The 22188-nt window shown below is 63.0% G+C and carries 21 protein-coding genes; 11 read left to right on the top strand and 10 right to left on the bottom strand.

The features are described 5' to 3' along the window. Nucleotides 1–80 precede the first annotated feature (80 nt). Nucleotides 81–2786: a leucine--tRNA ligase gene (gene leuS / locus AC2I9W_RS13740; protein ID WP_486410500.1), complete on the bottom strand. Its 2706-nt coding sequence runs from the start codon at nucleotides 2784–2786 to the stop codon at nucleotides 81–83. A 377-nt stretch (nucleotides 2787–3163) separates the two neighbouring features. On the opposite strand from leuS, the gene AC2I9W_RS13735 reads away from it, so the two are divergent. From AC2I9W_RS13735 to AC2I9W_RS13725, 3 genes are all read left to right on the top strand, one after another. After that, nucleotides 3164–4402, top strand: a complete 1239-nt coding sequence (locus AC2I9W_RS13735; RefSeq protein ID WP_486410520.1) for a mechanosensitive ion channel family protein — start codon at nucleotides 3164–3166, stop codon at nucleotides 4400–4402. A 61-nt stretch (nucleotides 4403–4463) separates the two neighbouring features. Then, a complete protein-coding gene (locus tag AC2I9W_RS13730; protein ID WP_486410499.1) occupies nucleotides 4464–5045 on the top strand; it encodes a DJ-1/PfpI family protein in 582 nt (193 codons plus the stop codon). Nucleotides 5046–5172: 127 nt separating this feature from the next. Next, on the top strand, nucleotides 5173–5520 hold the full coding sequence (locus AC2I9W_RS13725; protein ID WP_486410498.1) for a ribbon-helix-helix domain-containing protein: 348 nt from the start codon (nucleotides 5173–5175) through the stop codon (nucleotides 5518–5520). Between the two features lie 28 nt (nucleotides 5521–5548). On the opposite strand, the gene AC2I9W_RS13720 is transcribed toward AC2I9W_RS13725, so the two are convergent. From AC2I9W_RS13720 to trxA, 7 genes are all read right to left on the bottom strand, one after another. After that, entirely contained in the window at nucleotides 5549–6040 is a 492-nt protein-coding gene (locus AC2I9W_RS13720) for an META domain-containing protein (RefSeq protein WP_486410497.1), read from the bottom strand. A 59-nt stretch (nucleotides 6041–6099) separates the two neighbouring features. Continuing rightward, nucleotides 6100–6258, bottom strand: a complete 159-nt coding sequence (locus tag AC2I9W_RS13715) for an SDR family oxidoreductase (protein WP_486410496.1) — start codon at nucleotides 6256–6258, stop codon at nucleotides 6100–6102. Beyond that, nucleotides 6251–6484 carry an SDR family NAD(P)-dependent oxidoreductase gene (locus tag AC2I9W_RS13710; protein ID WP_486410495.1) on the bottom strand — a complete coding sequence of 78 codons (234 nt, stop codon included), beginning with the start codon at nucleotides 6482–6484 and terminating at the stop codon, nucleotides 6251–6253. Before AC2I9W_RS13710 ends, AC2I9W_RS13715 begins: the two co-directional genes overlap by 8 nt. Before the next feature lie 148 nt (nucleotides 6485–6632). Next, on the bottom strand, nucleotides 6633–8477 hold the full coding sequence (locus tag AC2I9W_RS13705) for a GDYXXLXY domain-containing protein (RefSeq protein ID WP_486410494.1): 1845 nt from the start codon (nucleotides 8475–8477) through the stop codon (nucleotides 6633–6635). Next, nucleotides 8474–9487 (bottom strand): DUF2157 domain-containing protein, encoded by a 1014-nt coding sequence (locus AC2I9W_RS13700; RefSeq protein ID WP_486410493.1) that lies wholly within the window; start codon nucleotides 9485–9487, stop codon nucleotides 8474–8476. The genes AC2I9W_RS13705 and AC2I9W_RS13700 overlap by 4 nt, the downstream gene beginning before the upstream one ends. Nucleotides 9488–9547: 60 nt before the next feature. Then, a complete protein-coding gene (locus AC2I9W_RS13695) occupies nucleotides 9548–10507 on the bottom strand; it encodes an NERD domain-containing protein (RefSeq protein ID WP_486410492.1) in 960 nt (319 codons plus the stop codon). A gap of 151 nt (nucleotides 10508–10658) precedes the next feature. Beyond that, nucleotides 10659–11609, bottom strand: coding sequence for a thioredoxin (gene trxA, locus AC2I9W_RS13690; RefSeq protein ID WP_486410491.1), 951 nt, complete (start codon nucleotides 11607–11609; stop codon nucleotides 10659–10661). 320 nt (nucleotides 11610–11929) lie between these two features. On the opposite strand from trxA, the gene AC2I9W_RS13685 reads away from it, so the two are divergent. The 5 genes from AC2I9W_RS13685 (at nucleotide 11930) to AC2I9W_RS13665 (ending at nucleotide 17106) form a co-directional block, all read left to right on the top strand. Beyond that, a complete protein-coding gene (locus AC2I9W_RS13685; RefSeq protein ID WP_486410490.1) occupies nucleotides 11930–12928 on the top strand; it encodes an ABC transporter ATP-binding protein in 999 nt (332 codons plus the stop codon). Beyond that, nucleotides 12925–14325: a hypothetical protein gene (locus AC2I9W_RS13680; protein ID WP_486410489.1), complete on the top strand. Its 1401-nt coding sequence runs from the start codon at nucleotides 12925–12927 to the stop codon at nucleotides 14323–14325. Before AC2I9W_RS13685 ends, AC2I9W_RS13680 begins: the two co-directional genes overlap by 4 nt. A 112-nt stretch (nucleotides 14326–14437) precedes the next feature. Beyond that, nucleotides 14438–14932: a 5-(carboxyamino)imidazole ribonucleotide mutase gene (gene purE, locus AC2I9W_RS13675; protein WP_486410488.1), complete on the top strand. Its 495-nt coding sequence runs from the start codon at nucleotides 14438–14440 to the stop codon at nucleotides 14930–14932. Further along, complete coding sequence (locus tag AC2I9W_RS13670; protein WP_486410487.1) at nucleotides 14929–16098, top strand: 5-(carboxyamino)imidazole ribonucleotide synthase; 1170 nt, start codon at nucleotides 14929–14931, stop codon at nucleotides 16096–16098. Before purE ends, AC2I9W_RS13670 begins: the two co-directional genes overlap by 4 nt. 9 nt (nucleotides 16099–16107) lie before the next feature. Then, the gene (locus AC2I9W_RS13665; protein ID WP_486410486.1) at nucleotides 16108–17106 is read left to right on the top strand and encodes an L-threonylcarbamoyladenylate synthase; all 999 of its coding nucleotides are present in this window, start codon (nucleotides 16108–16110) and stop codon (nucleotides 17104–17106) included. Nucleotides 17107–17168: 62 nt separating this feature from the next. On the opposite strand, the gene AC2I9W_RS13660 is transcribed toward AC2I9W_RS13665, so the two are convergent. Next, complete coding sequence (locus tag AC2I9W_RS13660; RefSeq protein WP_486410485.1) at nucleotides 17169–18320, bottom strand: SGNH/GDSL hydrolase family protein; 1152 nt, start codon at nucleotides 18318–18320, stop codon at nucleotides 17169–17171. 116 nt (nucleotides 18321–18436) lie between these two features. After that, nucleotides 18437–19894 (bottom strand): D-alanyl-D-alanine carboxypeptidase/D-alanyl-D-alanine endopeptidase, encoded by a 1458-nt coding sequence (gene dacB, locus AC2I9W_RS13655; protein WP_486410519.1) that lies wholly within the window; start codon nucleotides 19892–19894, stop codon nucleotides 18437–18439. A gap of 161 nt (nucleotides 19895–20055) precedes the next feature. Between dacB and tsaB the strand changes: the two genes are divergently transcribed. From tsaB to AC2I9W_RS13640, 3 genes are read left to right on the top strand one after another with little or no spacing between them, the layout of a single operon-like run. Further along, nucleotides 20056–20760, top strand: coding sequence for a tRNA (adenosine(37)-N6)-threonylcarbamoyltransferase complex dimerization subunit type 1 TsaB (gene tsaB, locus AC2I9W_RS13650; RefSeq protein WP_486410484.1), 705 nt, complete (start codon nucleotides 20056–20058; stop codon nucleotides 20758–20760). Continuing rightward, on the top strand, nucleotides 20757–21272 hold the full coding sequence (rimI, locus tag AC2I9W_RS13645) for a ribosomal protein S18-alanine N-acetyltransferase (RefSeq protein ID WP_486410483.1): 516 nt from the start codon (nucleotides 20757–20759) through the stop codon (nucleotides 21270–21272). The genes tsaB and rimI overlap by 4 nt, the downstream gene beginning before the upstream one ends. Further along, nucleotides 21263–22168, top strand: a complete 906-nt coding sequence (locus AC2I9W_RS13640) for a uracil-DNA glycosylase family protein (protein WP_486410482.1) — start codon at nucleotides 21263–21265, stop codon at nucleotides 22166–22168. The genes rimI and AC2I9W_RS13640 overlap by 10 nt, the downstream gene beginning before the upstream one ends. Nucleotides 22169–22188 lie beyond the last annotated feature (20 nt).

Below are 22188 nucleotides of genomic sequence, written 5' to 3'. Positions count from 1 at the left end.
AGCGAAGGTATTGTCCCCCTCCCGATGCAAAGCATCGAGAGAGGGGGAAGGCGCAAAAGCGCCTCAGGGGGTGACTAGGCTCACACCACAATATTCACCAGACGACCGGGCACCACAATGATCTTCTTGGGCGCCTTGCCTTCGGCAAACTTCTGGTATTCCTCGTTGGCCAGCGCAGCGGCTTCGATGGTGGCCTTGTCGGCACCCGCTGCCACCAAAATTGCGCCGCGCAGCTTGCCGTTGACCTGCAGCACCAGCGAGATCTCGTCCTGCACCAGCGCCTTGGGATCGACCTGGGGCCAGGCGGCATCCAGCAGATCACCCATATGGTTGGCATAGCCCAGCTCGGTCCACAGCACATGGGCCAGGTGGGGTGTTGCGGGATACAGCACGCGTAGCAGAATGCCAAAGCCTTCGATCAGCGCCACCTTGGCTCCGGCATCATCCAGCGCCTTGAAGTCTTCCAGTGCGTTGATCATCTTCATCGCGCCAGACACCACGGTGTTGTACTGCATGCGGGAGTAGTCATAGTCCACCTGCTTGAGCACGTTGTGGATTTCCAGGCGCAGCGCCTTGGCGGCCTTGCCAAACTCCACATCGTCCAGCGACTTGGCACCGGCCACACCTTGCAGCGCAGACGTCATGTCCATGGCCGTCAACTTCGAGCCGAAGTTGTAGACACGGCGCAGGAAGCGGTAGCTGCCTTCGACGGCGGCGTCGTTCCACTCCAGCGTCAGTTCGGGGGGCGAGGTGAACATGGTGTACAGACGCGCGGTGTCAGCACCGTACTTCTCGATCAGCTCCTGCGGATCGATACCGTTGTTCTTGGACTTGGACATGGTGCCCACGCCCTCGTAGTCGATGGCGGTGCCCGCAGGCAGCAGACCATCGGCGCTGTCCACGGCGACCTTGAGCTTGGCACCAATGACTTTGCCTGTCTCGTCCGTCACATGCTCCACATCCTTGGGCCAGAAGTATTCCTTGGCACCCTTGGCCGTACGACGGCTGTAGATGTGATTGAGCACCATGCCCTGCGTGAGCAGCTTGGTGAAGGGTTCATCAATCTTGACCAGACCCAGGTCGCGCATGACCTTGGTCCAGAAGCGCGCGTACAGCAGGTGCAGGATGGCGTGCTCCACGCCGCCGATGTACTGGTCCATGGGCATCCAGTAGTCGGCGCCGCCGGCCACCATCTGCTCACTGTTCTTGGCGTCGCAATAGCGCATGAAGTACCAGGACGAGTCCACAAAGGTGTCCATGGTGTCTGTCTCGCGGCGGGCCGGCTTGCCACAGCAGGGGCAAACCACGCCCGCATGGAAGGCTTCGCTCTTGACTAGCGGATTGCCCGAGCCATCGGGTACCAGGTCTTCGGGCAGCACCACGGGCAGGTCTTTTTCAGGCACGGGCTGAGCGCCGCAGTCTGCGCAGTGAATGATGGGGATGGGGGTACCCCAGTAGCGCTGGCGGCTCACGCCCCAGTCACGCAGACGCCAGGTGGTTTTCTTCTCGCCCAGGCCCTTGGCGGCCAGCAGTTCGGCCACCTTGTCCACGGCCTGGCCATGGCTCAAGCCGTCCAGCTCACCGGAGTTCACGCAGACGCACTTTTGCTTGTCGCCATACCATTCCTGCCATGCCTCGGTCGAGAAGCTCTCGCCCTCCACGGCCACGACCTGCTTGATGGGCAGTCCGTACTTGTTGGCAAAGGCAAAGTCGCGCTCGTCATGGGCAGGCACACCCATCACGGCGCCGTCACCGTAGCTCATCAGCACGTAGTTGCCGACCCAGACTTCCACCTGGGCACCGGTCAGCGGGTGCGTGACGAACAGGCCCGTAGGCTTGCCCAGCTTCTCCTGGGTAGCCAGCTCGGCTTCGGTTGTGCCGCCCTTTTTGCACTCGGCGATAAAGGCTGCCAGCTCAGGCTGTGAAGCCGCTGCATGCTGTGCCAGAGGGTGCTCAGGCGCCACGGCGCAGAAGGTCACGCCCATGATGGTGTCGGCACGTGTGGTGAAGACATACATCTTGCCGTCACCAATCAGCTGACCGTCGGCGCCCTTGATGTCATGGTTGAAGGCAAAACGCACACCTGCCGACTTGCCGATCCAGTTTTCCTGCATCAGGCGCACCTTGTCGGGCCAGCCGTTCAGCGTCGCCTTATCATTGCCGACCTGCACATGGTCCAGCAACTCTTGTGCGTAGTTGGTGATGGCCAGGTAGTAGCCGGGGATCTCGCGCTTTTCCACCAGCGCGCCGGTGCGCCAGCCACGGCCGTCGATCACCTGCTCGTTGGCCAGCACGGTCTGGTCCACCGGGTCCCAGTTCACGACCTGGGTCTTGCGGTAGGCGATGCCCTTTTCCAGCATCTTGAGGAACAGCCACTGGTTCCACTTGTAGTACTCGGGGTCACAGGTGGAGATTTCGCGCGACCAGTCGATGGCCAGGCCCATGGCCTGCATCTGCTTTTTCATGTACGCGATGTTGTCGTACGTCCATTGGGCAGGCGGCACCTTGTTCTTGAGCGCAGCGTTCTCGGCGGGCAGACCAAACGCGTCCCAGCCCATGGGCATCAAGACGTTGTAGCCCTTCATGCGCAGCTGGCGCGTGAGCATGTCGTTGATGGTGTAGTTGCGCACGTGGCCCATGTGCAGCTTGCCGCTGGGGTAGGGCAGCATGGAGCAGGCGTAGTACTTGGGCTTGGACTGGTCTTCGGTAACGCGGTAAGCGTCCTTGGCTTGCCAATGGTCTTGCGCAGCGCGCTCGACCTCAATGTGGTTGAACTTTTCTTGCATGTTGCAGTGCGGTGGCCGCCAGCCCCCACTGAGGGACCCGGCAAGGTAGAAATCTGAAATCAACCGGGATTTTAGGCTCCCGGCCCGCCCGCGCCGGTTTAGGGCTGCATGACCGCAAAAGCCGCTGCGCCATCTGGCCCGCACTTCCTGCACGCCAAACTCGGAAATCCAGCTTTGCGTAAGCTTGCGCGGCGCATCTGCTGTGCAGCAATCTGCGCTGAACTTTTGCCCTGCATGTCACTCTGACGGGGCTATCGCCTGCCGGCCTGGCGAGCAGCTACCGTCCTTGCCGCCGCTGCCATGCTTGCCCCCTTTCATTTTTCAAGGAGCTTTTGTTGCTGTCCCGCTGGTCTTTTGTCTCCGAATGGAACCCCGCCATGCAAACGCTGGCCTCCCTGTGCGCACTGGCCTTGACAGCCCTGCTTGTCGGCGCACTGGCCCAGTGGCTGCTGCCCAAGGCCTTCCGCCGCATGCGGGACACGCTCAAGACCACCTGGGCGCAGATCCTCATGCACGACAAGGTGTTGCGCCGCATGGCCAGGGTCGTTCCGTCGCTGATCATCCAGTTCGGCGTGCAGGGCGTGCCTCATCTGGAAGCCCGCTGGACCACCTTGATCACCAACGGGGCAGTCGCCTTCACGGTCTACCACCTCGCTCGCGCACTGTGCGACCTGCTCAATGCCGCCAACGAGGCGCACGACAAGGACGAGCAACGCAAGGCGGCCCCTCAACCCCACTCCATCAAAAGCTATGTACAGCTGGGCAAGCTGCTGATCTGCAGCTTCGCCGCCGTGCTGATCGTGGCCACCTTGCTCAATCGCTCACCATTGCTGCTGCTGTCTGGCCTGGGCGCCATGTCAGCCGTGCTGATGCTGGTGTTCAAGGACACCATCCTCTCCTTCGTTGCCGGTGTTCAGCTCAGCAGCAACGACATGCTGCGCGTGGGCGACTGGATTGAGATGCCCCAGGTCGGGGCCGATGGCTTTGTCATCGACATTGCACTCAACACCGTCAAGGTGCAGAACTTCGACAAGACCATCACCACCATCCCCACCTGGCGCTTGATGACGGACAGCTTCAAGAACTGGCGCGGCATGTTCGAGTCGGGCGGCCGCCGCATACAGCGCTCGCTGTCCATCGATGCCCACTGCATTCACCTGCTCTCCGAAGAGGAGCGCCGTACGCTTTCCGGCATTGCGCTGCTGCGCGATTACTGGAGTGAGAAAACCGGCCTGCGCGCCGTGGATGATGCCCAGCCCGGCACCATCACCACCCAAAGCGGCCACCTGATCGCTCCCGACCAGGTCAGCAATCTGGCGGCCTTCAAGGCCTACGCCTATGCCTATCTGCTGGCCCATCCGGGCATCCACCAAGGCCCCGGCATGTTCTTGCTGGCCCGCACGCTGGAGCCCTCTCCACAAGGCGTTCCTCTGCAGTTGTACTGCTACACCAGAACCACCATCTGGGTGGAATACGAAGCCATTCAGGGCGAGATCTTCGACCACCTGATTGCCATGCTGCCGCAGTTCGGCCTCAAGCTGTACCAGCGCTCTTCGGACTACGGCATGCACTACCCCATCCCCGGCTCCGTGAGCCGCGATGTAGTAACCGGTTAACACCCGCCGCCCAGCTTGCCTGCCCACAATGGTCTGCACCCAACACACAAGGAGACAGACCATGGCAGGCAAGAAGATTTTGATGATTTGCGGCGACTACTGCGAGGACTACGAAACCATGGTGCCGTTTCAGGCGCTGCTGGCCGTGGGTCATACCGTGCACGCTGTCTGCCCCGACAAAAAAGCGGGCGAGCAGATCAAGACCGCGATTCACGACTTTGAAGGTGCGCAGACCTACAGCGAAAAGCCGGGCCACAACTTCACGCTCAACGCCACCTTTGCCGATGTGAAGGCGGCCGACTACGACGCCCTGGTCATCCCCGGCGGCCGAGGCCCCGAGTATCTGCGTGGCTATGAAAGCGTGCGCGCCGCCGTGCGCCACTTCTTCGACACCAACAAGCCCGTGGCCGCCGTCTGCCACGGTGCGCAGTTGCTGGCCGGTGCCGGCGTGCTCAAGGGTCGCACCTGCTCGGCCTACCCCGCCTGCCGCGCCGAGGTGGAGCTGGCCGGCGGCACCTATGCCGATATCCCGGTCGATCAGGCCCACACCGAAGGCAATCTGGTCAGTGCACCGGCGTGGCCCGCACATCCGGCCTGGATTGCGCAGTTTCTGGCGCTGCTGGGCACGAAGATTGCTCACTAAAACCGCCTCCAACGCTTATCCATCAAGCGCAAGTAGCTATGGTTTCAGGAGTTTTCTAAGCCAGCCGCTTGACGAAGTACTCACCGAGCCACACCATGGCCCGGTTTTGCTTTGAGAGGTTTACGCCATGTGCCAGGTCTTTATCAGCGCCGACCCACAGCTCTGGGCCCACAAAGCCCGCTCCATCCGGCTGCATGGCGTGGCCACCAGCATCCGGCTGGAAAACCTGTTCTGGCAGGTGCTTGAAGAGATTGCCGCACGCGACGGCTACACGGTGCCCCAGCTCTGCACCAAGCTCTATGACGAGCTGCTGGTCGAGCGCGGCGCGGTGGACAACTTCAGCTCTTTTCTGCGCGTGTGCTGCACGCGCTACCTGGCGCTGCAGCTATCGGGAGAGATTCCGCAGGACATGGGCATTCCCATTCGCACCCTCTCCAGCAACGCAGTGCGCAAGCCAGCGGCGCTGGCGCACTGAGAGCCGCACAAGGCAGCCTCTTCACCTTTCAGCGCAGGTACACCGCTTCCAGCCGCAGCAGCACCTGTCCATCAGCGTCGCTGAGCAGCAACTTCTGACCCTGAATCGAATAGCTGTTCACCTTGGGCAAAGTGGCAAGAAACACCTGCTCCATGCGCCCGCCCTGGGCACAAGCCATGCGTGTGGTGGTAACGGCTGACAGCTGCAGCCAGCGCCCGTCCAGGCTGTAGCTACCCTGCAGTCGATTGCAGCCGCCCGCACCGTGAAAACGCCCAGTTCCCTCTTGCAAAACCAGGTGCGCCTCGGGCTGATTGTCAAAAGCCCCGACATGCGGTCCATTGCCAATCTGATGCAGCTTCCAGTACGTATTGAGCAGCGGCGCAGGTGTCGCCTCCATGGCTTCCGCCTCTGAGGGCACAGGCAAGGCAGCGCAGCCCGCCAACACCCAGAACATGCACAGGCTGCTGACGCCCATGCGAAATTGCTTCAAATTAAGGAGCATAAAAGGCTTGGCGTACATAAAAATCTCATTCAAAACGCATTGAAACGCTGCACAAAAAGGCACATCAAGCTCCTTTTTCAGGAGTTATGCCCAATCCCGGGGGCACCGGGCAAGCCCTGGTAGTAGTGCCCCGTGGTCATGCCGCCATCCACCACGATTTCTGCATCCACCATATAAGCCGACTCATCACTGGCCAGAAACAGCGTGGCTGCGGCAACCTCGTGCGGCTCAGCCACCCGCTGAAGCGAAAAGCAGCGCAGCCCAGGACTCTTCGCTGCTCACAGCGTGGTGATAAAAGCGCGCCGCATCTCCCAGCTCCTGCGCCAGTTTCTGGCCTTCCTCATCCAGAAGGTCTGCTACCGCCACCTTGGCGCCCTGCTCCACAAACAGCCGGCAAGTCGCAGCGCCCATGCCACGCGCTGCGCCTGTGATGATGGCGGTCTTGCCTGCCAGTCGATTCATGCTCTGCCTCCTCTAGGGCAGTGCCTTTGCTGCCCAGTCGTCATGCACACAGCTTTCAAAGCCTTGTCCATTATTGGGCCCAGCCCGGGCCTACCTGTGCCATCGGCCTTGCTCGCATGTACCTAGGCAAAACAGAGGTTGCGCCGCTTTACTCCCGGCGCTCGGCAGGCTTTATCGCTGGCGGTGGTTCAGACGCCTCCTCCACAACCACTTCAGGCGCTTCGGTCGCACTTTCACCGCCCATGTCCTGGGACGACTCCAGAGAGCGGTCTTCCTCGCCCATCGCGTCAGAGTTCAGTCGCTCTGCAGCAGGCCGCAAGTCCCAGATAGAGCCACCAGGCAGAGGCTTGATCTCCTGCCCCGCTCCATCGGCCAGCCCCACCAGCAAAGCGCGCCCGTCCGGCAGCACGCGGAAGTCGCCAAAGCGGCCCTGTGCAAAGTGCTCGCCCTGCCCCTCGGGGAAGAAGTAGGCATCCGTGACCAGCACCCAGCGCCCTTTGAGCCGCTTAAGCGGCAAGAGGACCTCCCCCTCGCCCACCGCCTTGCTGTCGTCCGCCAGCGCCTTGATGAAGGCAACGCCCTGTGCATCCACTCCGGCCAGGACATGGGCCAACGGGCCTTGTATTTTTTCCAGGCCCGTCAGCACATCGGGCGGCAAATCAAAGCGCAGCGCCATGTAGTCGCCTTGCATCAGCGATCGCGGATCCACCGGCACCAGGGGCACCAGAATGCGCTGGCCTTGGGCAATGACCTGCTCCTTGCCGCGCACATCCCAGTTGACCACCCCAAAGATCAGCACTGCGCCCAGCAGCACCCAGACCCACCTGGGCTGAGGCGTCTCGCTAGCCAACGCCGCTGGCTCATGCCGGACACCACGCCTGGGCCACAGCAGACCGATCAACAGCAGGGCCCCCAGCACTGCCAAACCCAGACCTTTGATCGCCAGAGGCCAGCTCAGCACATAGTAAAAATGCCCCAGAAAACTCAAGGCAGCCAGCGCGCACAAGAGCGCAATGCGCCAGCGGCCCGCCATCAATGCCCCCGCAGCAATCAGACTCACAGTCCCCAGCCCGGGGCTGAACCACGCGCATACCGCCAGCAAAGCCCCGACCAGCACGAGCACATATTGCAGCTCTGCGTCCAGCAACTGGCGCTGTCGCCAGACACGCAGCAGCCAGGCTGTTGCCAGCAGCACCGCCAGCACATCCAGCCCTCGTCCAAGCCAGAGCAGCCAGCGCCAGCTCTGCAGGACTTCATGGCTCCACCAGATGCTGCCCAGCAAACTGGAGGCTGACATGCCATAGTCCATCAGCACCATGATGAACACCAGCCCCACAATGGCCGCATCGGCAAACACCGCCCAGCGCAGCTGCGTCCACCATGGCGGTGGCGTCATTGCGGAATTCTCCAGTCGCTGCACTTCACCGCGCAGCCACAGGCACCAGAGCAAAGCGATCAGCTGACAGCCCAGCAGCACGGGAGCCATCCAGATACTCCAGCGCTGCAGCGTAAAGCACATGCCGTAGACCGCCACTGCCCAGCCCACGCCCATGACAGCTTGAATCCAGCGCACACTGGCCAGCCAGCCTCCCAGCAGCTGCAACACAGCGGCGCAGGAAAAAAGCAGCAGCATGCTCTGGCGGGTCTCAAAATCCTCTAGGCCCAGCTTGAACAGCAACAGTCCCAGGCCCAGCCCCCAGAGCACCAGCCCTGCGCAGCTGACGAAGGCCTGCTCGGCCCGCCGCAGCAAAGCCCCTGCAACCGCCAGCATGAGCACCGCAAAAACGGTACCGCCCACCCCCTCCATCAGCTCACTCCAGACCAGCAGCAAAAACGCCGCTATCGGTAGCGTGCAAACCAGCACACCCAGCATGACCATGGCAATGACCAAGGGCGAAGGCTCTTCCCTGTCCTGCGCGGGCCAATCGCTTTTCACCAGTTGCTGCGCACGGGCCTGTGCCCACCAAGCAGGCCGTGATTGAAAGCGATTCATGCAGCCTCCTTGAGGGTGGATTGCTGCTCGGAACGCATGCGCTGCTGCACGCTGAGCAGGCAGCGCACCGAAACCGCAATACAGCCCAGTGTCACCAAGCCGAAAATCAGCAGCATGACTTCGCCCCCGCTTTCAAACAGCCAGCGCGCCAGCGAGGACAGCAGCAGAGCATTGACCGCCAGCATTGCCAGGCAGGCCGTCACAAAGTCCTGAAAACGGCCCCGCAAAGACAGCCACAACACACCGCCAACCAGTAGCACCACCAGCCCCAGAATCAGCCCGGATGCATCTCCCCTGGTTGCCAGCAACTGCGTCATGCCCATTCCAGTCCACGCGGCCAGAGCGCAGCCCACTGCCGTTCGGTGCGACCACCAGCCTATATGACCGTCCTGCCCCTTCACACGCAGCGCAGGCACCAGGGACAGCAAGGCGGGGCAGATGGCCAGCAGCAACCACAGCCCCAGGTTCAGGCCGATCTGAGAAAGAGAGGGCGAGTGTTCAAACAGCACATCGGCCCAATCCAGACGGCCCGTCCACATCACCAACCCCGTCGCAACAATTAGCACCCACAGCAGCCAGAGAACATCGCTACGAGCCGCAGCGACCCACACCAGGGACAGCGCAGCCCAGGCTGCAAACAAATGCCAGGCATCGGCCCCCGTCTGGTAGGTCTGCCCCACGAAAGCCAGCAGCCCGCCCAGCACCATCGTTGCACACAGCAAGGCGGCATTCCGGGCACGCTGCCAGACGCAGGCTGCGAGCACGCTCAGCGCCAGCGCCGCCTCGATCAGCCCCAGTCGAAACATGCGCGACTGCTCCTGCCAATTGGCGGCAACCCAAAAAATCAGTCCGCTGGCCAGCAGCAGTCCCGCGACCCAAAGCAGCCCCTTGCGCACCAGCACGGCCAGATTCCGGGGCTGTGCTGGCGATACCGCCAGTTGGTAGAGCTGCGCCATGCGCCCGTCGCCGGCAGGCAGTTGGCGCGCCGCTTGATACAGATTGGGATCCATCAATATCTCCGTTTCAAGCTGAGCATCATGCAGACAAGCGCTGCACCTGCCAACCCGCGGCTATGGGCTGCTGCTGACAAACTGACAGACCGCAGCATTGCTGCAGCGCCAGATGGCCTGCCCTGCCAGCGGACCACGCTGCATCAACAGCTTGCGCAGCGGCCAGGCGCACTGCGGGCACACCGGCACCTCATCCAACTGACTGGCTGCCACCACTTTCGGGGCGTTTTTTGGAGTGGTTTGGGCTACCGTTGTAGCTGGAGCCTCCACTGGCTCCAGCTGAATATCCACGGTCTCGGGAGACACCGGCTTGACGGGCTCGGCGGCCTGCACATCCGGCTCCAGTCTCGCCCTGGTGCGGCGCAGCTGCTTGGTGGATTGCAGTTGCTTCACATGGGCCACATGCCGCTTGTCGGTAGCGCGGCCTGGCTGCAGCTTCACCTCCTCCAGCTTGTCCAGCCACATCTGCATCTGCTCCGGACTCCAGACGGCCTGATCAAAGCTCTGGATATAGGCTGCAAAGCCATCGCCACGCGTGACCTGCGGCGGCATCTCGGTCTTGAACTCGCAGTCGCCCACAAAGGCGATCACCGAATGCACATGCGCGGACTCCATGCCCAGCAACTCCTGCAAAGTCTTGATGTGCTTGTAGTTCTGGCGCAGCGGGTTCTGGAACTTGCTGCGCTTCTTGAAAATCTGCTGCGTCCACTCGCGCTGCTTTTCGGTGCCAAAGATCCAGCCCTGAAAGTTCTTGGTCTCCAGCACAAACAGGCCATAGGGCGAGAAGATCAGATGATCGATCTGCGTGCTGCCGCCATCCGCTGTGGGCAAGGTGACGTTGCGCAGATCCACATAGATCAGCGGATTGAGCCGCTGGCGAATCAGCCTCTGAACCCGCTGCTCTCCCGCCCAGCCCTTGAAGCGCGGCGAGCGCAACACGCCCACCAGCACCATGAATGCCAGCGCCAGCCCCAGATACAAAAACAGGCCATTGAAGGCCGTAGAGAGAATCTGCTCCATGACTCGATCGATTTAGAACCACCACGTCAAAAACTGGCACGACCCAAGCGAGGGACAGCAAGCAAGCGCCGCCGCGCAGCGAGGCTGTCGTCCCCCCTCCGGCGCTGTGCGCCAGAGAGGGGGAAGGCGCCAAGCGCCTCAGGGGGAGCCCTTAATTCAATGCCATGCTCAAGCGGCGGCGATAGCTGTTGACCAGCGCCGTCGCCTCATCCTGCTCGGCATTGCCTTTGCCCAACAGCTCAATGCCGCCAGCGGTCTTGCCAGGCACGGCGTCCTGCTTCTTGGGCTTGGGAGGGGTCAGCAGCTCCAGCAAGGCCACGATGAGCTTGCGCGCAGCCTCCTCGTTCCAGGTCTTGTCGCGCATGATGATCTCCAGCAGCTCGTCCATGCACAGCGTCCACTGGCTGTGGGCCAGCAGGGCGCGGGCACGGCCAAAGCGGGCGTCAAAGTCGCGTTTGTTGGCTTCGATCAAGGCATCGAACTTGGCCACATCGGCGTTGTCGTCCTGCATGGCGAACTCCAGGGCTTTGAGCCACTGGTTCAGCGCCTCAAAGCGCAGCGGCTGGGGAATGCGCTTGATGGGCTCGGCCAGCAAGGCGTGGGCTTCGTCAAAGCTGCCGGTCGCAATCAAGAGGCGCACATAGTCAAAGCGGGCATCGTCATTGGCGGGGTCGGCGGCCAGCGCATCGGCCAACTTTTGCAGTGCGGCCTGGGTGTCACCGGACTCCAGCAGGGCTTGCGCTTCGTCCGCTTCGGCTTCCGCCATCAACGCGCCCTCGGAGGGCAGGTGCTTGTCGAGGAACTCGCGCAGCTTGCCTTCGGGCTGGGCACCCATGAAGCCGTCCACGGGCTTGCCGCCCATCATCAGCACACAGGTGGGGATGGAGCGAATGCCGAACATGCTGGCCAGTTGCTGCTCCTGATCGGAGTCGATCTTGACCAGCTTGAAGCGGCCTGCATACGCTTCTTCCAGCTTCTCCAACACCGGGCCCAGCGTCTTGCAGGGGCCACACCAGGGTGCCCAGAAGTCCACCAGCACAGGCACGGCCATGGAGGCGGCTACAACTTCGGCTTCAAAATTCTCGATGGTGACGTCAATCATGTGATTCCCAATGCTGCTTGCGCGACCGCACTGGCGGCTGCGCTGAAGATTCTTGCAAGCCGGCCTTCGCACCCTTGGTGCCAGCCGGGCGATGCTGCGATTCTCCACGCAAATGCGCTGCGGCAACTCATAGGCCGAGGAGGCAAGGGCTTTTGCTCTGCAAATGAAAGCACCTGGCGCTTGTTGTCATTGCATTTCAACGTGTTTGATTTCACAAAGCATTGAAAGACTTGCGCTTAAAGCTCCTGTTTTGAGAGCCATTGCCCCATGGGACTGACCTGCACCTCAGCTATATTGCCTGCCAACCAAGGAGCGCAGACTTGATTGAAGTTTCACAACTGGTGTTTGAATATCCGGGACACCGCGCACTCGACGGCGTGAGCCTGTCCATAGACGCAGGCAGCGTCACCGCACTGGTCGGCCCCAATGGCGCAGGCAAGTCCACATTGATGCGCTGCATCGCCGGGCTGGAGCAGCCGCTGTCGGGGCAGATCTATGTCAAAGGCCTGTCCGTAGAGGAGCAGCCGCGCCAGGTGCACCGCCACCTCGGCTATCTGTCGGACTTTTACGGCCTTTATGACCGCCTCAGCGTCACGCGCTGCCTGCAGTACTCGGCCCTGTCCATGGGCGTGGATCCCGCGCAGGTCGCTGTCCGCGTGCAGCAGGTGGCCGCGCAACTGGGCCTGACCGAGCTGCTGCACCGCCACCCGACCGAGCTCTCGCGCGGCCAGCGCCAGCGCGTGGCCATCGGCCAGGCCATCGTGCACCAGCCCAGCGTGCTGCTGCTGGACGAGCCGGCCAGCGGTCTGGACCCCGATGCGCGCAGCAGCCTCTCCCAGCTGTTTCGCCAGCTGCAGGCACAGGGCATGACGCTCATCGTCTCCAGCCACATCCTCAGCGAGCTGGACGAGTACTGCACGCATATTCTGAGCATTCGCCATGGCCGCATCGAAAGCCACGAGGCTTTGCAAAGCGCGGACAACCTGAGCCCGTCCGCACAGGCTCAGACGGCACAACAGCCCCAGCTCTATGCGCTGGAAGTGGCCATGGAGCAAAGTGACGGCTTTGAAGCCCGGTTGCGCCAGGCCTTGCTGAGCACGCAGGTGCAGGACTTCGATCTGAGTGGTCAGCGCCCTATTCAGCTGTGGCTGCCTGCCGCCGCCAGTGCCCGTGCGGCCTGGCTGGCCCAGCTGGTGCAGGCCGGCATTCCCGTCGCAGCGCTGTACCCGCTGCGTGAGCGTCTGCAAGACCGCTATGCGCGCACCGCGCAGGCCAGAGACACCCATGGCCAAGGCCCCGTGAACAAGGAGCAAGCATGAGCACGCGCAACCCCGAATTTCAGCGCCAGCTCTGGCTGAACTGGCGCCCCTCGCTGCTGGCCTGGAGCCTGGGTCTGTGCCTGCTGGTACTGGCTCTGCCCATAGCCCTGTCCGCCCCCAAGAATCTGCCCGGCTCTCTGAGCATGACGGCCATGGCCGGGCTGTGGATTGCTGCCGTCATCTACGGCAGCGTGCTGGCCGGGCGCAGTCTGGCCGAAGAAGCCAGCCAGAACACCTGGGACTGGCAGCGCCTTTCCGCCCTCTCGCCCTGGCAGATGGCCTGGGGCAAGCTGCTGGGCGCAACCCTGCCCGCCTGGCTGTATGTGCTGTGGTTTGCCATGGCCAGCGCCGCCATTGCCACCGTTTGGGTGCTGGAGCCACTGCAGATGCACCACACCATTGCTCTGGCCGTGCTCTGGGGCCTGGGCCTGCAGACCTGGGCCATGAACTCGGTGCTGATGAGCTGGGGCCTGCAGGACAGGCCGGTCAACCGCAGGCGCGCAGCTCTCGTACCCTTGCTGCTGCTGTTTTTCATCCCCGGCCCCTTCATCAGCCATGTCTACAACGGCATGACAAGCAGCAACCCCGAGCCCGTGCTCTGGTGGGGCATGGAAGTCGGCGGGCTGGGCCTGGCCTATCTGGCCGGTGCTCTGGTACTGGGCCTGGGCTTGCTGGCCCTGTGGCGCCAGCTCTGCACGCGGCTTGATGTGCGCACCCTGCCCTGGGCCTGGCCGCTGGGCCTGGCGCTCACGGGCTTTTTCTCGGCCGGGTCGCTGGATGTGGGGGCGACTGCCTTCTTCAGCAGCACGGCCTGGATTGCCGTGATAGGCACGGCCTATGTCGCGCTGCAGCACATGGACCAGCATCTGCGCGCCTGGCGCCAGGTGCAATGGTCTGTCAGCCGTCAGCGCTGGCGTGAAGCTCTGGAAGCCCTGCCGCTGTGGCCCGTCAGCCTGCTGCTGGCCTTTGCCATGGCCGCGCTGCTGCTCTTTGTGCCCTACGACTTTGAGGCGGCCATCACGGGCCAGCTCAACACCTTCAACTTCTACCTGTGCCTGCATCTGCTGCGCGACTGCCTTCTGCTGACCGGCTTTGCCCTGCTGGCCGGCAGACTCAAGTCACCCATGGCGGCCTTCGTCATTGCCTGGCTGATCTTCAACCTCGTCGCGCCGCTGCTGGCCTATGGAGTGGCAGGCTATGCCGGCGCCATGGTGGTGCAACCGGTCTTTGGCATGGGGATGGGCTCACCAGATGCCATAGAAAAGGCCGGTGAGTGGGTGCACTACATCCCCTGGATCTCGCTGAGCCTGCAGACACTGGCCGTTCTGGGCTGGGTCGTCCACGTCTTCAGGGACCGTGTGCTGGGCTTTGCCCGCGACAACGCGACGAGCGCATAACTGCGTGTCATAGCAGCTCTGACCGGACGGCTTTGACCCGCCGCCGCCCGGTCAGGCCGCGAAACCGTAAAATCAGGGGTTCCACTAGGCCGGGCGGCTTGCCCTGAAGAACATGAACCCCATCCAAGTTGGCGTGGTCATGGGTTCCAGCAGCGACTGGGACACCATGCAGCACGCAGTTGCCATCCTCCAGCAATTCGGTATCGCTTTTGAAGCCAAGGTCGTTTCGGCCCACCGCATGCCGGACGACATGTTCCGCTTTGCCGAGACTGCTGCAGAGCGCGGCATCAAGGCCATCATCGCCGGTGCCGGCGGCGCGGCCCACCTGCCCGGCATGATTGCTGCCAAGACCCCCGTGCCCGTGCTGGGTGTGCCCGTGGCCAGCCGCCATCTGCAAGGCGTGGATTCGCTGCACTCCATCGTGCAAATGCCCAAGGGTGTGCCCGTGGCCACCTTTGCCATCGGCAACGCAGGTGCGGCCAACGCGGCCCTGTTTGCCGTGGCCCTGCTGGCCAATGAAGATGCTGAGCTGCGCAAGAAGCTCGAAGCCTTCCGCGCCGAGCAGACCGAAGCCGCCCGCAATATGACGCTGCCGGTGAACGCATGAGCAAAGATACCGATGTGATCCTGCCGGGCGCCACGCTGGGCGTGCTCGGCGGCGGCCAGCTGGGCCGCATGTTTGTCCACTCCGCGCAGGCCATGGGCTACTTCACCGCCGTGCTGGACAAGGACGAAACCAGCCCTGCCGGTCTGGTCAGCCATCACCATATCCGCACCGGCTATGAAGATGCCCAGGGCCTGGCTGACCTGGCCAAGCTCTGCGCAGCCGTCACCACCGAATTCGAAAACGTGCCTGCGGGCAGCCTGAACAAGCTGGCCGAAAGCCTGCCCGTCTCGCCCGCCGGTTCTGCCGTGGCGATTGCCCAGGACCGCGCTGCCGAAAAGGCCCACTTTATGAAGTGCGGCGTGCCTTGCGCACCCTACGCCGTGATTGAAACGCCTGCGCAACTGGCCGCTGTCAACGACGCGCTGCTGCCCGGTATTTTGAAGACGGCCCGCATGGGCTATGACGGCAAGGGCCAGATCCGTGTCAAAACCCGCGAAGAGCTGGCCAAGGGCTGGGACGAGCTGGGCAAGGTGGCCTGCGTGCTGGAAAAAATGCTGCCGCTGGCCCACGAATGCTCGGTCATCGTGGCCCGTGGCCGCGACGGCACCATCGTCAACCTGCCCGTGCAGCGCAATCTGCACCGCGACGGCATTCTGGCCGTCACCGAGGTTTACGAAGGAAATGTGCCTGCAGCACAAGCGGAGCAAGCGATTACAGCTGCAAAGTCTGTAGCACAAGGCCTGGACTATGTGGGCGTGCTGTGCGTGGAGTTCTTTGTACTGGAAGACGGCATGCTGGTGGTCAACGAAATCGCCCCGCGCCCGCACAACAGCGGCCACTACAGCCAGAACGCCATGGACGTCTCGCAGTTCGACCTGCAAGTGCGCTGCATGACCAATCTGCCCCTGGTGCAGCCACGCCAGCACAGCGCCACCATCATGCTCAACCTGCTGGGTGATCTGTGGTTCAAGGATGGTGACACCGCCCAGTCTCCCGCCTGGGATCAGGTGCTGGCCCTGCCCGGTGCCCACCTGCACCTGTACGGCAAGGTCGATGCCAAGCGAGCCCGCAAGATGGGGCACTTGAACATCACTGCGGCTACGGCTGAACAAGCCCGCACTACAGCCCTCAAGGCTGCTGAAATTTTGGGCATTGAGCCCTTCTAAGGAAGCATTGTGATTCTGGATGGAAAGCTGGACGCCTCGGTGCAAGCTGCTGCCGCGGCCCTGCAACAAGGCAAGCTGCTGGGCCTGCCCACCGAGACGGTCTATGGCCTGGCGGCGGACAGCGACAACGACGCTGCCGTGGCGCAGATCTTCACCGCCAAGGGCCGCCCGGCCAACCATCCGCTGATCGTGCATGTGGCGGACGCTGCCGCCATCACCCGTTACGCCCAGCAAGTACCGGTCTTTGCCCAGCAACTGATCGACGCTTTCTGGCCCGGCCCACTGACGCTCATCCTGCCGCGCCTGCCCGATGCTGCTAAGGCCTCGACGGGCGGCCAGGACAGCGTGGGCCTGCGCTGCCCCTCACACCCCGTAGCACATGCGGTGCTCAAAGCCTGCCAGCAGTTGAATCCGCCGGTGTGGGGCGTATCCGCCCCCAGCGCCAACAAGTTTGGCCGCGTCAGCCCCACTACGGCACAGCACGTTGCTGCCGAATTTGGCGATGACTTGCTGGTGCTGGATGGCGGTGCCTGCGAAGTCGGCATTGAATCAACAATAGTCGATTGCACACGCGGCGTGCCTGTGCTGCTGCGCCCCGGTGCCATCACGCGTGATGACATCCAGCGTGCCTGCGGCCAGCGACCGCTCTCCAAAGAAGAGCTGTCAGCCAATACCCCGCGTGCCTCAGGCACGCTTTTGGCGCACTATGCACCAAACGCCAAGGTGCGGCTGATGGATGGCAAGCAACTGCAGGCAGCACTCGATGTGCTGGGCGCAGATGGCAAAAACATTGCCATCTACCACCGCAGCCCGCTGAAGTGCGCCTCTGCCGCCATTCATCTGCGCCCCATGCCCCAGCAGGCGCTGGCCACGGCCCATGAGCTGTTTGGCGTCTTGCGCGACTTTGACGACATCGGCGCCAAGCTGATCTGGATCGAGACGCCCCCTGATACAGCCGACTGGGAAGGTGTGCTCGACCGCCTGCAACGCGCATCGGCTGCGGGCTGAGGCGCAGGCCCGCAATAAAAAACCGGGCCATGGCCCGGTTCAGTCCGCACACACCATGCCGCTCAGGGCTGCCAGCCCTTGGCTTTCAAGGCTTCCTGCATGATCACGCCCATCTGCTGGTGCCCGTAGGGCGTGGGATGGAAAGCGTTGGAGAACATATAGCGACTCCACCAGTCAGGGCTGGTTTCACCGGCGGGAATCGTTTTTTGCAGCAGGTCTGCGCTGCATTTGTAGATATCTTCGCTCACACCCAGCACCGAGCATGCTGGCACCGTGACATTGCTGAAGCCGTATTTGGCAGGTTCGCGAATCTGGTCGCCAAAGGCCTGGTGGAAGTCCACCAGCAGCACGCGCTCCTCGCCCTTGACTTCTTGCGCCAGGCGGTCATTGAAGGCCTTGACCCAGCCTTCAAACAGCTGCTTCATCTCCTGTGCCACTGCCGGGCTCTGTGTCAGCTCCAGGTTATGCAGCACTGCAGCGAATTCGGGCGTCATGGTGATAGGCGGCACGTTAAGGATCGCCACATGCTGAGCCCCTTTGTCCAGCAACTCGGCCTTGATCGAGGTCGCCAGCAACTGCGCCACTTTTTGCAGATACAGCCCGCCGGCCTGCGCCAGCCCTTGCTGGCCCTGATTCACCAGAGCATCCAGCGTGGCCGCATCAATCCTGGACGCCAGCATCTTCATCAGTGGAGCGCTATCACCCGTCCCTAGTGCGACCAAGAAATTCTCGACCAGCGCAGCGGCATCGTTGGAGCCCGCGGCAATCATCAGCAAGTCGGTGGAGGCAAGCCATTCCTGTGCCAGGTGCTTGATCTGGTGAATCACAGACAGTGGTTTATCGATTGGTTCGCCACTGGGCGCAAGCGGATTGATCTGAGCGCCTGCGACGGCATAGTTGCCACAGGCGGCCTTCTCGGTGTATCCCGTCATGGCGGGGTCCTGTGCCGCATAGTGCGGGCAGAGATCGACCTTGTACTGGGCAGCAATGCGCTCGGCCCAGACTTGGAAGTCCTTGCCGTCACTGTCCTTGCCCTGCACCGTGAACTTAAAACCAAAGGTGCCGCTGTCCGAGAGGCTGTCGCCCGCCACTTTGACACCGCTGACCTTGGGCTTGGGTGCGGGCAGCGTTCCCGAATCGCCGCCACCGCCGCAAGCGGCCATCAGGCCTGCTGCCGACAATGCCGCCGCCAAAAGTTTGATGTGTCCTCGCATGCTCTGAACCTCCCTGTCAATCCAGCCTAAAACGTGCCGCATTATCAAAGTCGAGCCTCCGTTCAGTATTGCAGTTTGCGCTCAGCACTGCGGTGCCAGCTGCGGTACCCGGCTTGTTACTGCGCTGCCGTCCAGTCGACCAGCGCGTCCCAGGCCGCACGCGCCGCCGGTGCATTGGCGTGGTTGGCCATGGCCACCAGCACATAACGCTGGCCGCTGGCACCATCCACATAACCCGCCAGAGCGGCAGAGTCGCGCAAGGTGCCGGTCTTGAGGTGGGCGGCACCAGCAGAACGCGCCTTGCTGCGGCGCAGCGTTCCGTCCACGCCGACGATGGGCAGGGAGGAGACGAACTCCGGCATCACGGGCGAGACCCAAGCGCTTTGCAGCATCTGTCCCAAAGCATTGGCAGTAATGCTGGCGTTGCGGCTCAGGCCCGCGCCGTTGTCCACCACGGGCAGCTCGGCACTGCCCCAGCGAGCTCCCCACCATTGGGCCAACACCTGCCGGGAGTTTTCAAAGCTGGTCACGCCAGTGCGCTGCATGCCCAGCGCCAGCAGCACATGCTGGGCCATGATGTTGTTGCTGTACTTGTTGATGTCGCGCACCACTTCGGACAGCGATGGCGATTCGATCTGCAGCGCAGGCTGCAGCCCTTGGGGCACGCTGCCGTCGCGCACGGCCCCGGTCAGCTTGCCGCCCAGCTCGCGCCACATGCCTTCGATGGCCTTGGCCGCAAAGCGCTCGGGCTGCGCGGGCGCAATCGACCAGCTCTTTTCGCCGCAAGTGGCCGGATAACTGCCGTTGAAAGCGATGCGCTGTGGGTGATTCATGTCCAGCTGCATCTTGGCGCGCCAGTCACCGCAATCAGAATTAGGAGCTGCCAGCGTTAGTGTTTGCTGGTTTTCCATGCCAAACATGGGCGGATCGTACTGAATACGAGCGACACCAGCTCCTGTATCAGGAGTGATCTGCAGGGCCACCGCCTTGTAGTTGATCAGCAGTGCATCGGGCGATGCGTTGTAGGGCCGCCAGGGCTCGTTGTCAAAGCCCGCTGCATCGTGGGATGGAAGCTGAAACGCGCTGCGGTCCAGAATGATGTCGCCCACAATGACTTTCACCCCCATGCCCTGCAGGCGGCGCAGCATCAGCCACAGGCGCTCCAGCACCAGCTTGGGGTCACCCTGACCTTGGATATAGAGATTGCCGCGCAGCGCGCCATCGACCACCGGACCGCCCAGGTACACGGGCGTGCGCCAGACATAGGCCGGGCCGAGCTGGTCGAGCGCCGCATAGGTCGTGACCAGCTTCATCACCGAGGCCGGATTCATGGGCTGGTGCGTGCGCCAGGCCAGATGGGGCTGCGTCTTGCCATCCACATTCATCACCAGCATGGACACGGCGTCGCGCGGAATCTTGGCGCGCTGCAAAGCGGCATCCACCGCAGCGGGAAGGCGAGTGTCCACAGTCTGTGCCTGCGGGCTCTGCGCCGGTGCGGTGTGGGCCAACAGCGCCAGCAGTGGCGCGCTCAGGGCCGTGGCGGCCTTGCGGAAAAAAGAGGTGGTCAGCAGCATGGGGGCAGAGTCTACGCCGCGTGCCCAGCCTGCGGGCATTGACTGCGCCAGCGGCAGGCTGACGGCCAGCGCCGGATAATATGCAGCTTTGCTGCCGCCTGTGGCAGCTCAGAGCCGTCTGTATTGCGCTCCAGCCCACCTGCGGCTGACGCCCGCCCACCATGAATCTTCTCGCCATCGACACCAGTACCGATACCTTGTTTGTAGCCGTCCAGCGTGGCGATGCCATCTGGCAGCACAGCGGGCCGGGGGCGCAACAGTCGTCGGCGCAGCTGCTGCCGGCCATCCGCCGGTTGATGCAGGAAGCAGGGCTGAGCTTTCCCCAGCTCAACGCCATCGCCTTTGGCCGCGGCCCTGGTTCCTTCACCGGTCTGCGCACGGCTTGCGCCATCACGCAAGGCCTGGCCTTTGCGGCCAAGGTTCCCGTGCTGCCTGTAGATTCCCTGCTCACCGTGGCGGAAGAAGCCCGCCATCTGCATGGCTGCACCGAGGTAGAAGCCGTGCTGGACGCACGCATGCACGAGGTCTATCACGCGCCGTTTCGCTATGTGGACGGCCAGTGGCAAGAGCCCGAGGATTTTGGCCTGTGCGCCCCCGAGGCACTGCAGGTGGCCGCCGACCTGACCGTGGCCGGCAACGCCCAAGCCATCTACCCCGAGCAGCTGGCACCTGCCGCACGCCATGTGCACGCCATGCCCACGGCGACGGCCATGCTGCGACTGGCCCCGGCGCTGTTGGCAAAAGGCTGCGCCGTGCCTGCCGAAGAGGCGCTGCCGCGCTATATCCGCGATAAAGTGGCCAAAACCACGGCCGAGCGCGAAGCCGAAAAAGCGGCCGCCGAGAACTCTGCACAAGCCTCTCAATGACCCCATCCAGCAGCGCCACCTCAGCCCTTTGCAGCAGTCTTTCTGAAGACGCTGCATCCATGGTGCATTTTGAGCCCTTGTCCGCACTGTGGCTGGACATCTTGCTCCCGATTGAAGAGCAAGCCTATGCCCACCCCTGGACGCGCGGCAACTTTCAGGACGCCATGGTCGCCGGCTACGAGATACAGCTGCTGGTCAATGCTCAGCACCAGTTGCTGGGCTACTTTGTCGCCATGCAGGTGCTCGACGAGGTGCATCTGCTCAACATCACCGTCAACCCTGCGCACCAGCGTCAGGGCTGGGCACGCGTGCTGCTCGATGCCCTGTCTTTGTGGGCGCGCGGCAAAGATGCCCAGTGGATCTGGCTGGAAGTGCGCGAGAGCAATGCCCGTGCCCGCGAAGTCTATGTCAAGCACGGCTTTACCGAAGTCGGCCTGCGCAAGAACTACTATCCCAACCCCAACGGCCCGCGTGAAAACGCCGTGCTCATGAATCTGAAACTATGGCCCTGAACCTGGACGCCCGCCAGCGGGCCATGCTGGAAGCCATGGGCATTACGGTCTGGCTGCCCGAGCCTGTCGAAGCCCTGGCCCAGCCGCAGCACGATGCAGCGCCGGCCGCTACCGAGTTGCGTGCTGCCGAGCCTGCCCCTGTGTTGCGCGTCACTCCTGTCGCACCCGCTGCAGCTCCTGTGCAGCCCTCCAGCACATCAGCTGAGCCACCGACGGTGCAGATCGCTCCAGCTCCCTCCGCCAAACCGGCTCCGGCAGCGCCTGCACAAATAACCTCCAGAGTGGCGCACCACAGCAGCGAGACTCGACCTTTTGTACAGCAGCCCGCAGCCGGCCCCTCCGGAGAACCCGGTCTTGGCTGGACCATCAGCCCGGCGCAGCTGGTCTACCCCCACGCGCCCCAGCATGTGCAAGCGGGCGCTCAAGGCGGCTGGCTGCTCTTGATGGAGCCGCCTGCCAACCCGGCCCTGCTCAGCCCCTCGCAAAAGCCCAGCGCAGACAGCGCCCAGACAGCCCTGCAAGGCGATGCCGCCAAACTGCTGGACAACATGCTGCGGGCCTTGAACCTGCAAGAAAAGCCCCGTGTGTTCAGCGCTGCACTGCACCGCGCACCGCCCGATGCCGACCTGAGCCACGCCCAGCCGCTGCAGCCTGCGCTGGAAGCCCTGCTGCGCGAGCTGCGCCCCGACTGCGTGCTGGTGCTGGGCCTGGCCAGCGCCCGCGCCGTACTGGGACGCCATGATGCGCTGGGCCGCCTGAGGGCCGAGCCGCACCGCATTGCCGGAGTGCCTACCGTGGTGACCTATGACCCCAACTACCTGCTGCGTGCGCCGCAGGCCAAGGCGGGAGCCTGGGCCGACCTGGTGCAGGCCGATGCCTTTACAAAGACTCGGTGACAGCCGGGCGACATGCCCTG

Source organism: Comamonas sp. FUJ_7 (assembly GCF_057369555.1).
The sequence above is the reverse complement of the archived record's forward strand: the minus strand, read 5'-3'. Positions and strand labels throughout refer to the sequence as shown.

Excerpts from the sequence above, each read along its gene's own strand:
- leuS (WP_486410500.1), bottom strand. The coding sequence starts at position 2,786 with ATGCAAGAAAAGTTCAACCACATTGAGGTCGAGCGCGCTGCGCAAGAC.
- AC2I9W_RS13735 (WP_486410520.1), top strand. The coding sequence starts at position 3,164 with ATGCAAACGCTGGCCTCCCTGTGCGCACTGGCCTTGACAGCCCTGCTT.
- AC2I9W_RS13730 (WP_486410499.1), top strand. The coding sequence starts at position 4,464 with ATGGCAGGCAAGAAGATTTTGATGATTTGCGGCGACTACTGCGAGGAC.
- AC2I9W_RS13725 (WP_486410498.1), top strand. The coding sequence starts at position 5,173 with ATGTGCCAGGTCTTTATCAGCGCCGACCCACAGCTCTGGGCCCACAAA.
- AC2I9W_RS13720 (WP_486410497.1), bottom strand. The coding sequence starts at position 6,040 with ATGTACGCCAAGCCTTTTATGCTCCTTAATTTGAAGCAATTTCGCATG.
- AC2I9W_RS13710 (WP_486410495.1), bottom strand. The coding sequence starts at position 6,484 with ATGAATCGACTGGCAGGCAAGACCGCCATCATCACAGGCGCAGCGCGT.
- AC2I9W_RS13705 (WP_486410494.1), bottom strand. The coding sequence starts at position 8,477 with ATGAATCGCTTTCAATCACGGCCTGCTTGGTGGGCACAGGCCCGTGCG.
- AC2I9W_RS13700 (WP_486410493.1), bottom strand. The coding sequence starts at position 9,487 with ATGGATCCCAATCTGTATCAAGCGGCGCGCCAACTGCCTGCCGGCGAC.
- AC2I9W_RS13695 (WP_486410492.1), bottom strand. The coding sequence starts at position 10,507 with ATGGAGCAGATTCTCTCTACGGCCTTCAATGGCCTGTTTTTGTATCTG.
- trxA (WP_486410491.1), bottom strand. The coding sequence starts at position 11,609 with ATGATTGACGTCACCATCGAGAATTTTGAAGCCGAAGTTGTAGCCGCC.
- AC2I9W_RS13680 (WP_486410489.1), top strand. The coding sequence starts at position 12,925 with ATGAGCACGCGCAACCCCGAATTTCAGCGCCAGCTCTGGCTGAACTGG.
- purE (WP_486410488.1), top strand. The coding sequence starts at position 14,438 with ATGAACCCCATCCAAGTTGGCGTGGTCATGGGTTCCAGCAGCGACTGG.
- AC2I9W_RS13670 (WP_486410487.1), top strand. The coding sequence starts at position 14,929 with ATGAGCAAAGATACCGATGTGATCCTGCCGGGCGCCACGCTGGGCGTG.
- AC2I9W_RS13660 (WP_486410485.1), bottom strand. The coding sequence starts at position 18,320 with ATGCGAGGACACATCAAACTTTTGGCGGCGGCATTGTCGGCAGCAGGC.
- dacB (WP_486410519.1), bottom strand. The coding sequence starts at position 19,894 with ATGCTGCTGACCACCTCTTTTTTCCGCAAGGCCGCCACGGCCCTGAGC.
- tsaB (WP_486410484.1), top strand. The coding sequence starts at position 20,056 with ATGAATCTTCTCGCCATCGACACCAGTACCGATACCTTGTTTGTAGCC.
- rimI (WP_486410483.1), top strand. The coding sequence starts at position 20,757 with ATGACCCCATCCAGCAGCGCCACCTCAGCCCTTTGCAGCAGTCTTTCT.
- AC2I9W_RS13640 (WP_486410482.1), top strand. The coding sequence starts at position 21,263 with ATGGCCCTGAACCTGGACGCCCGCCAGCGGGCCATGCTGGAAGCCATG.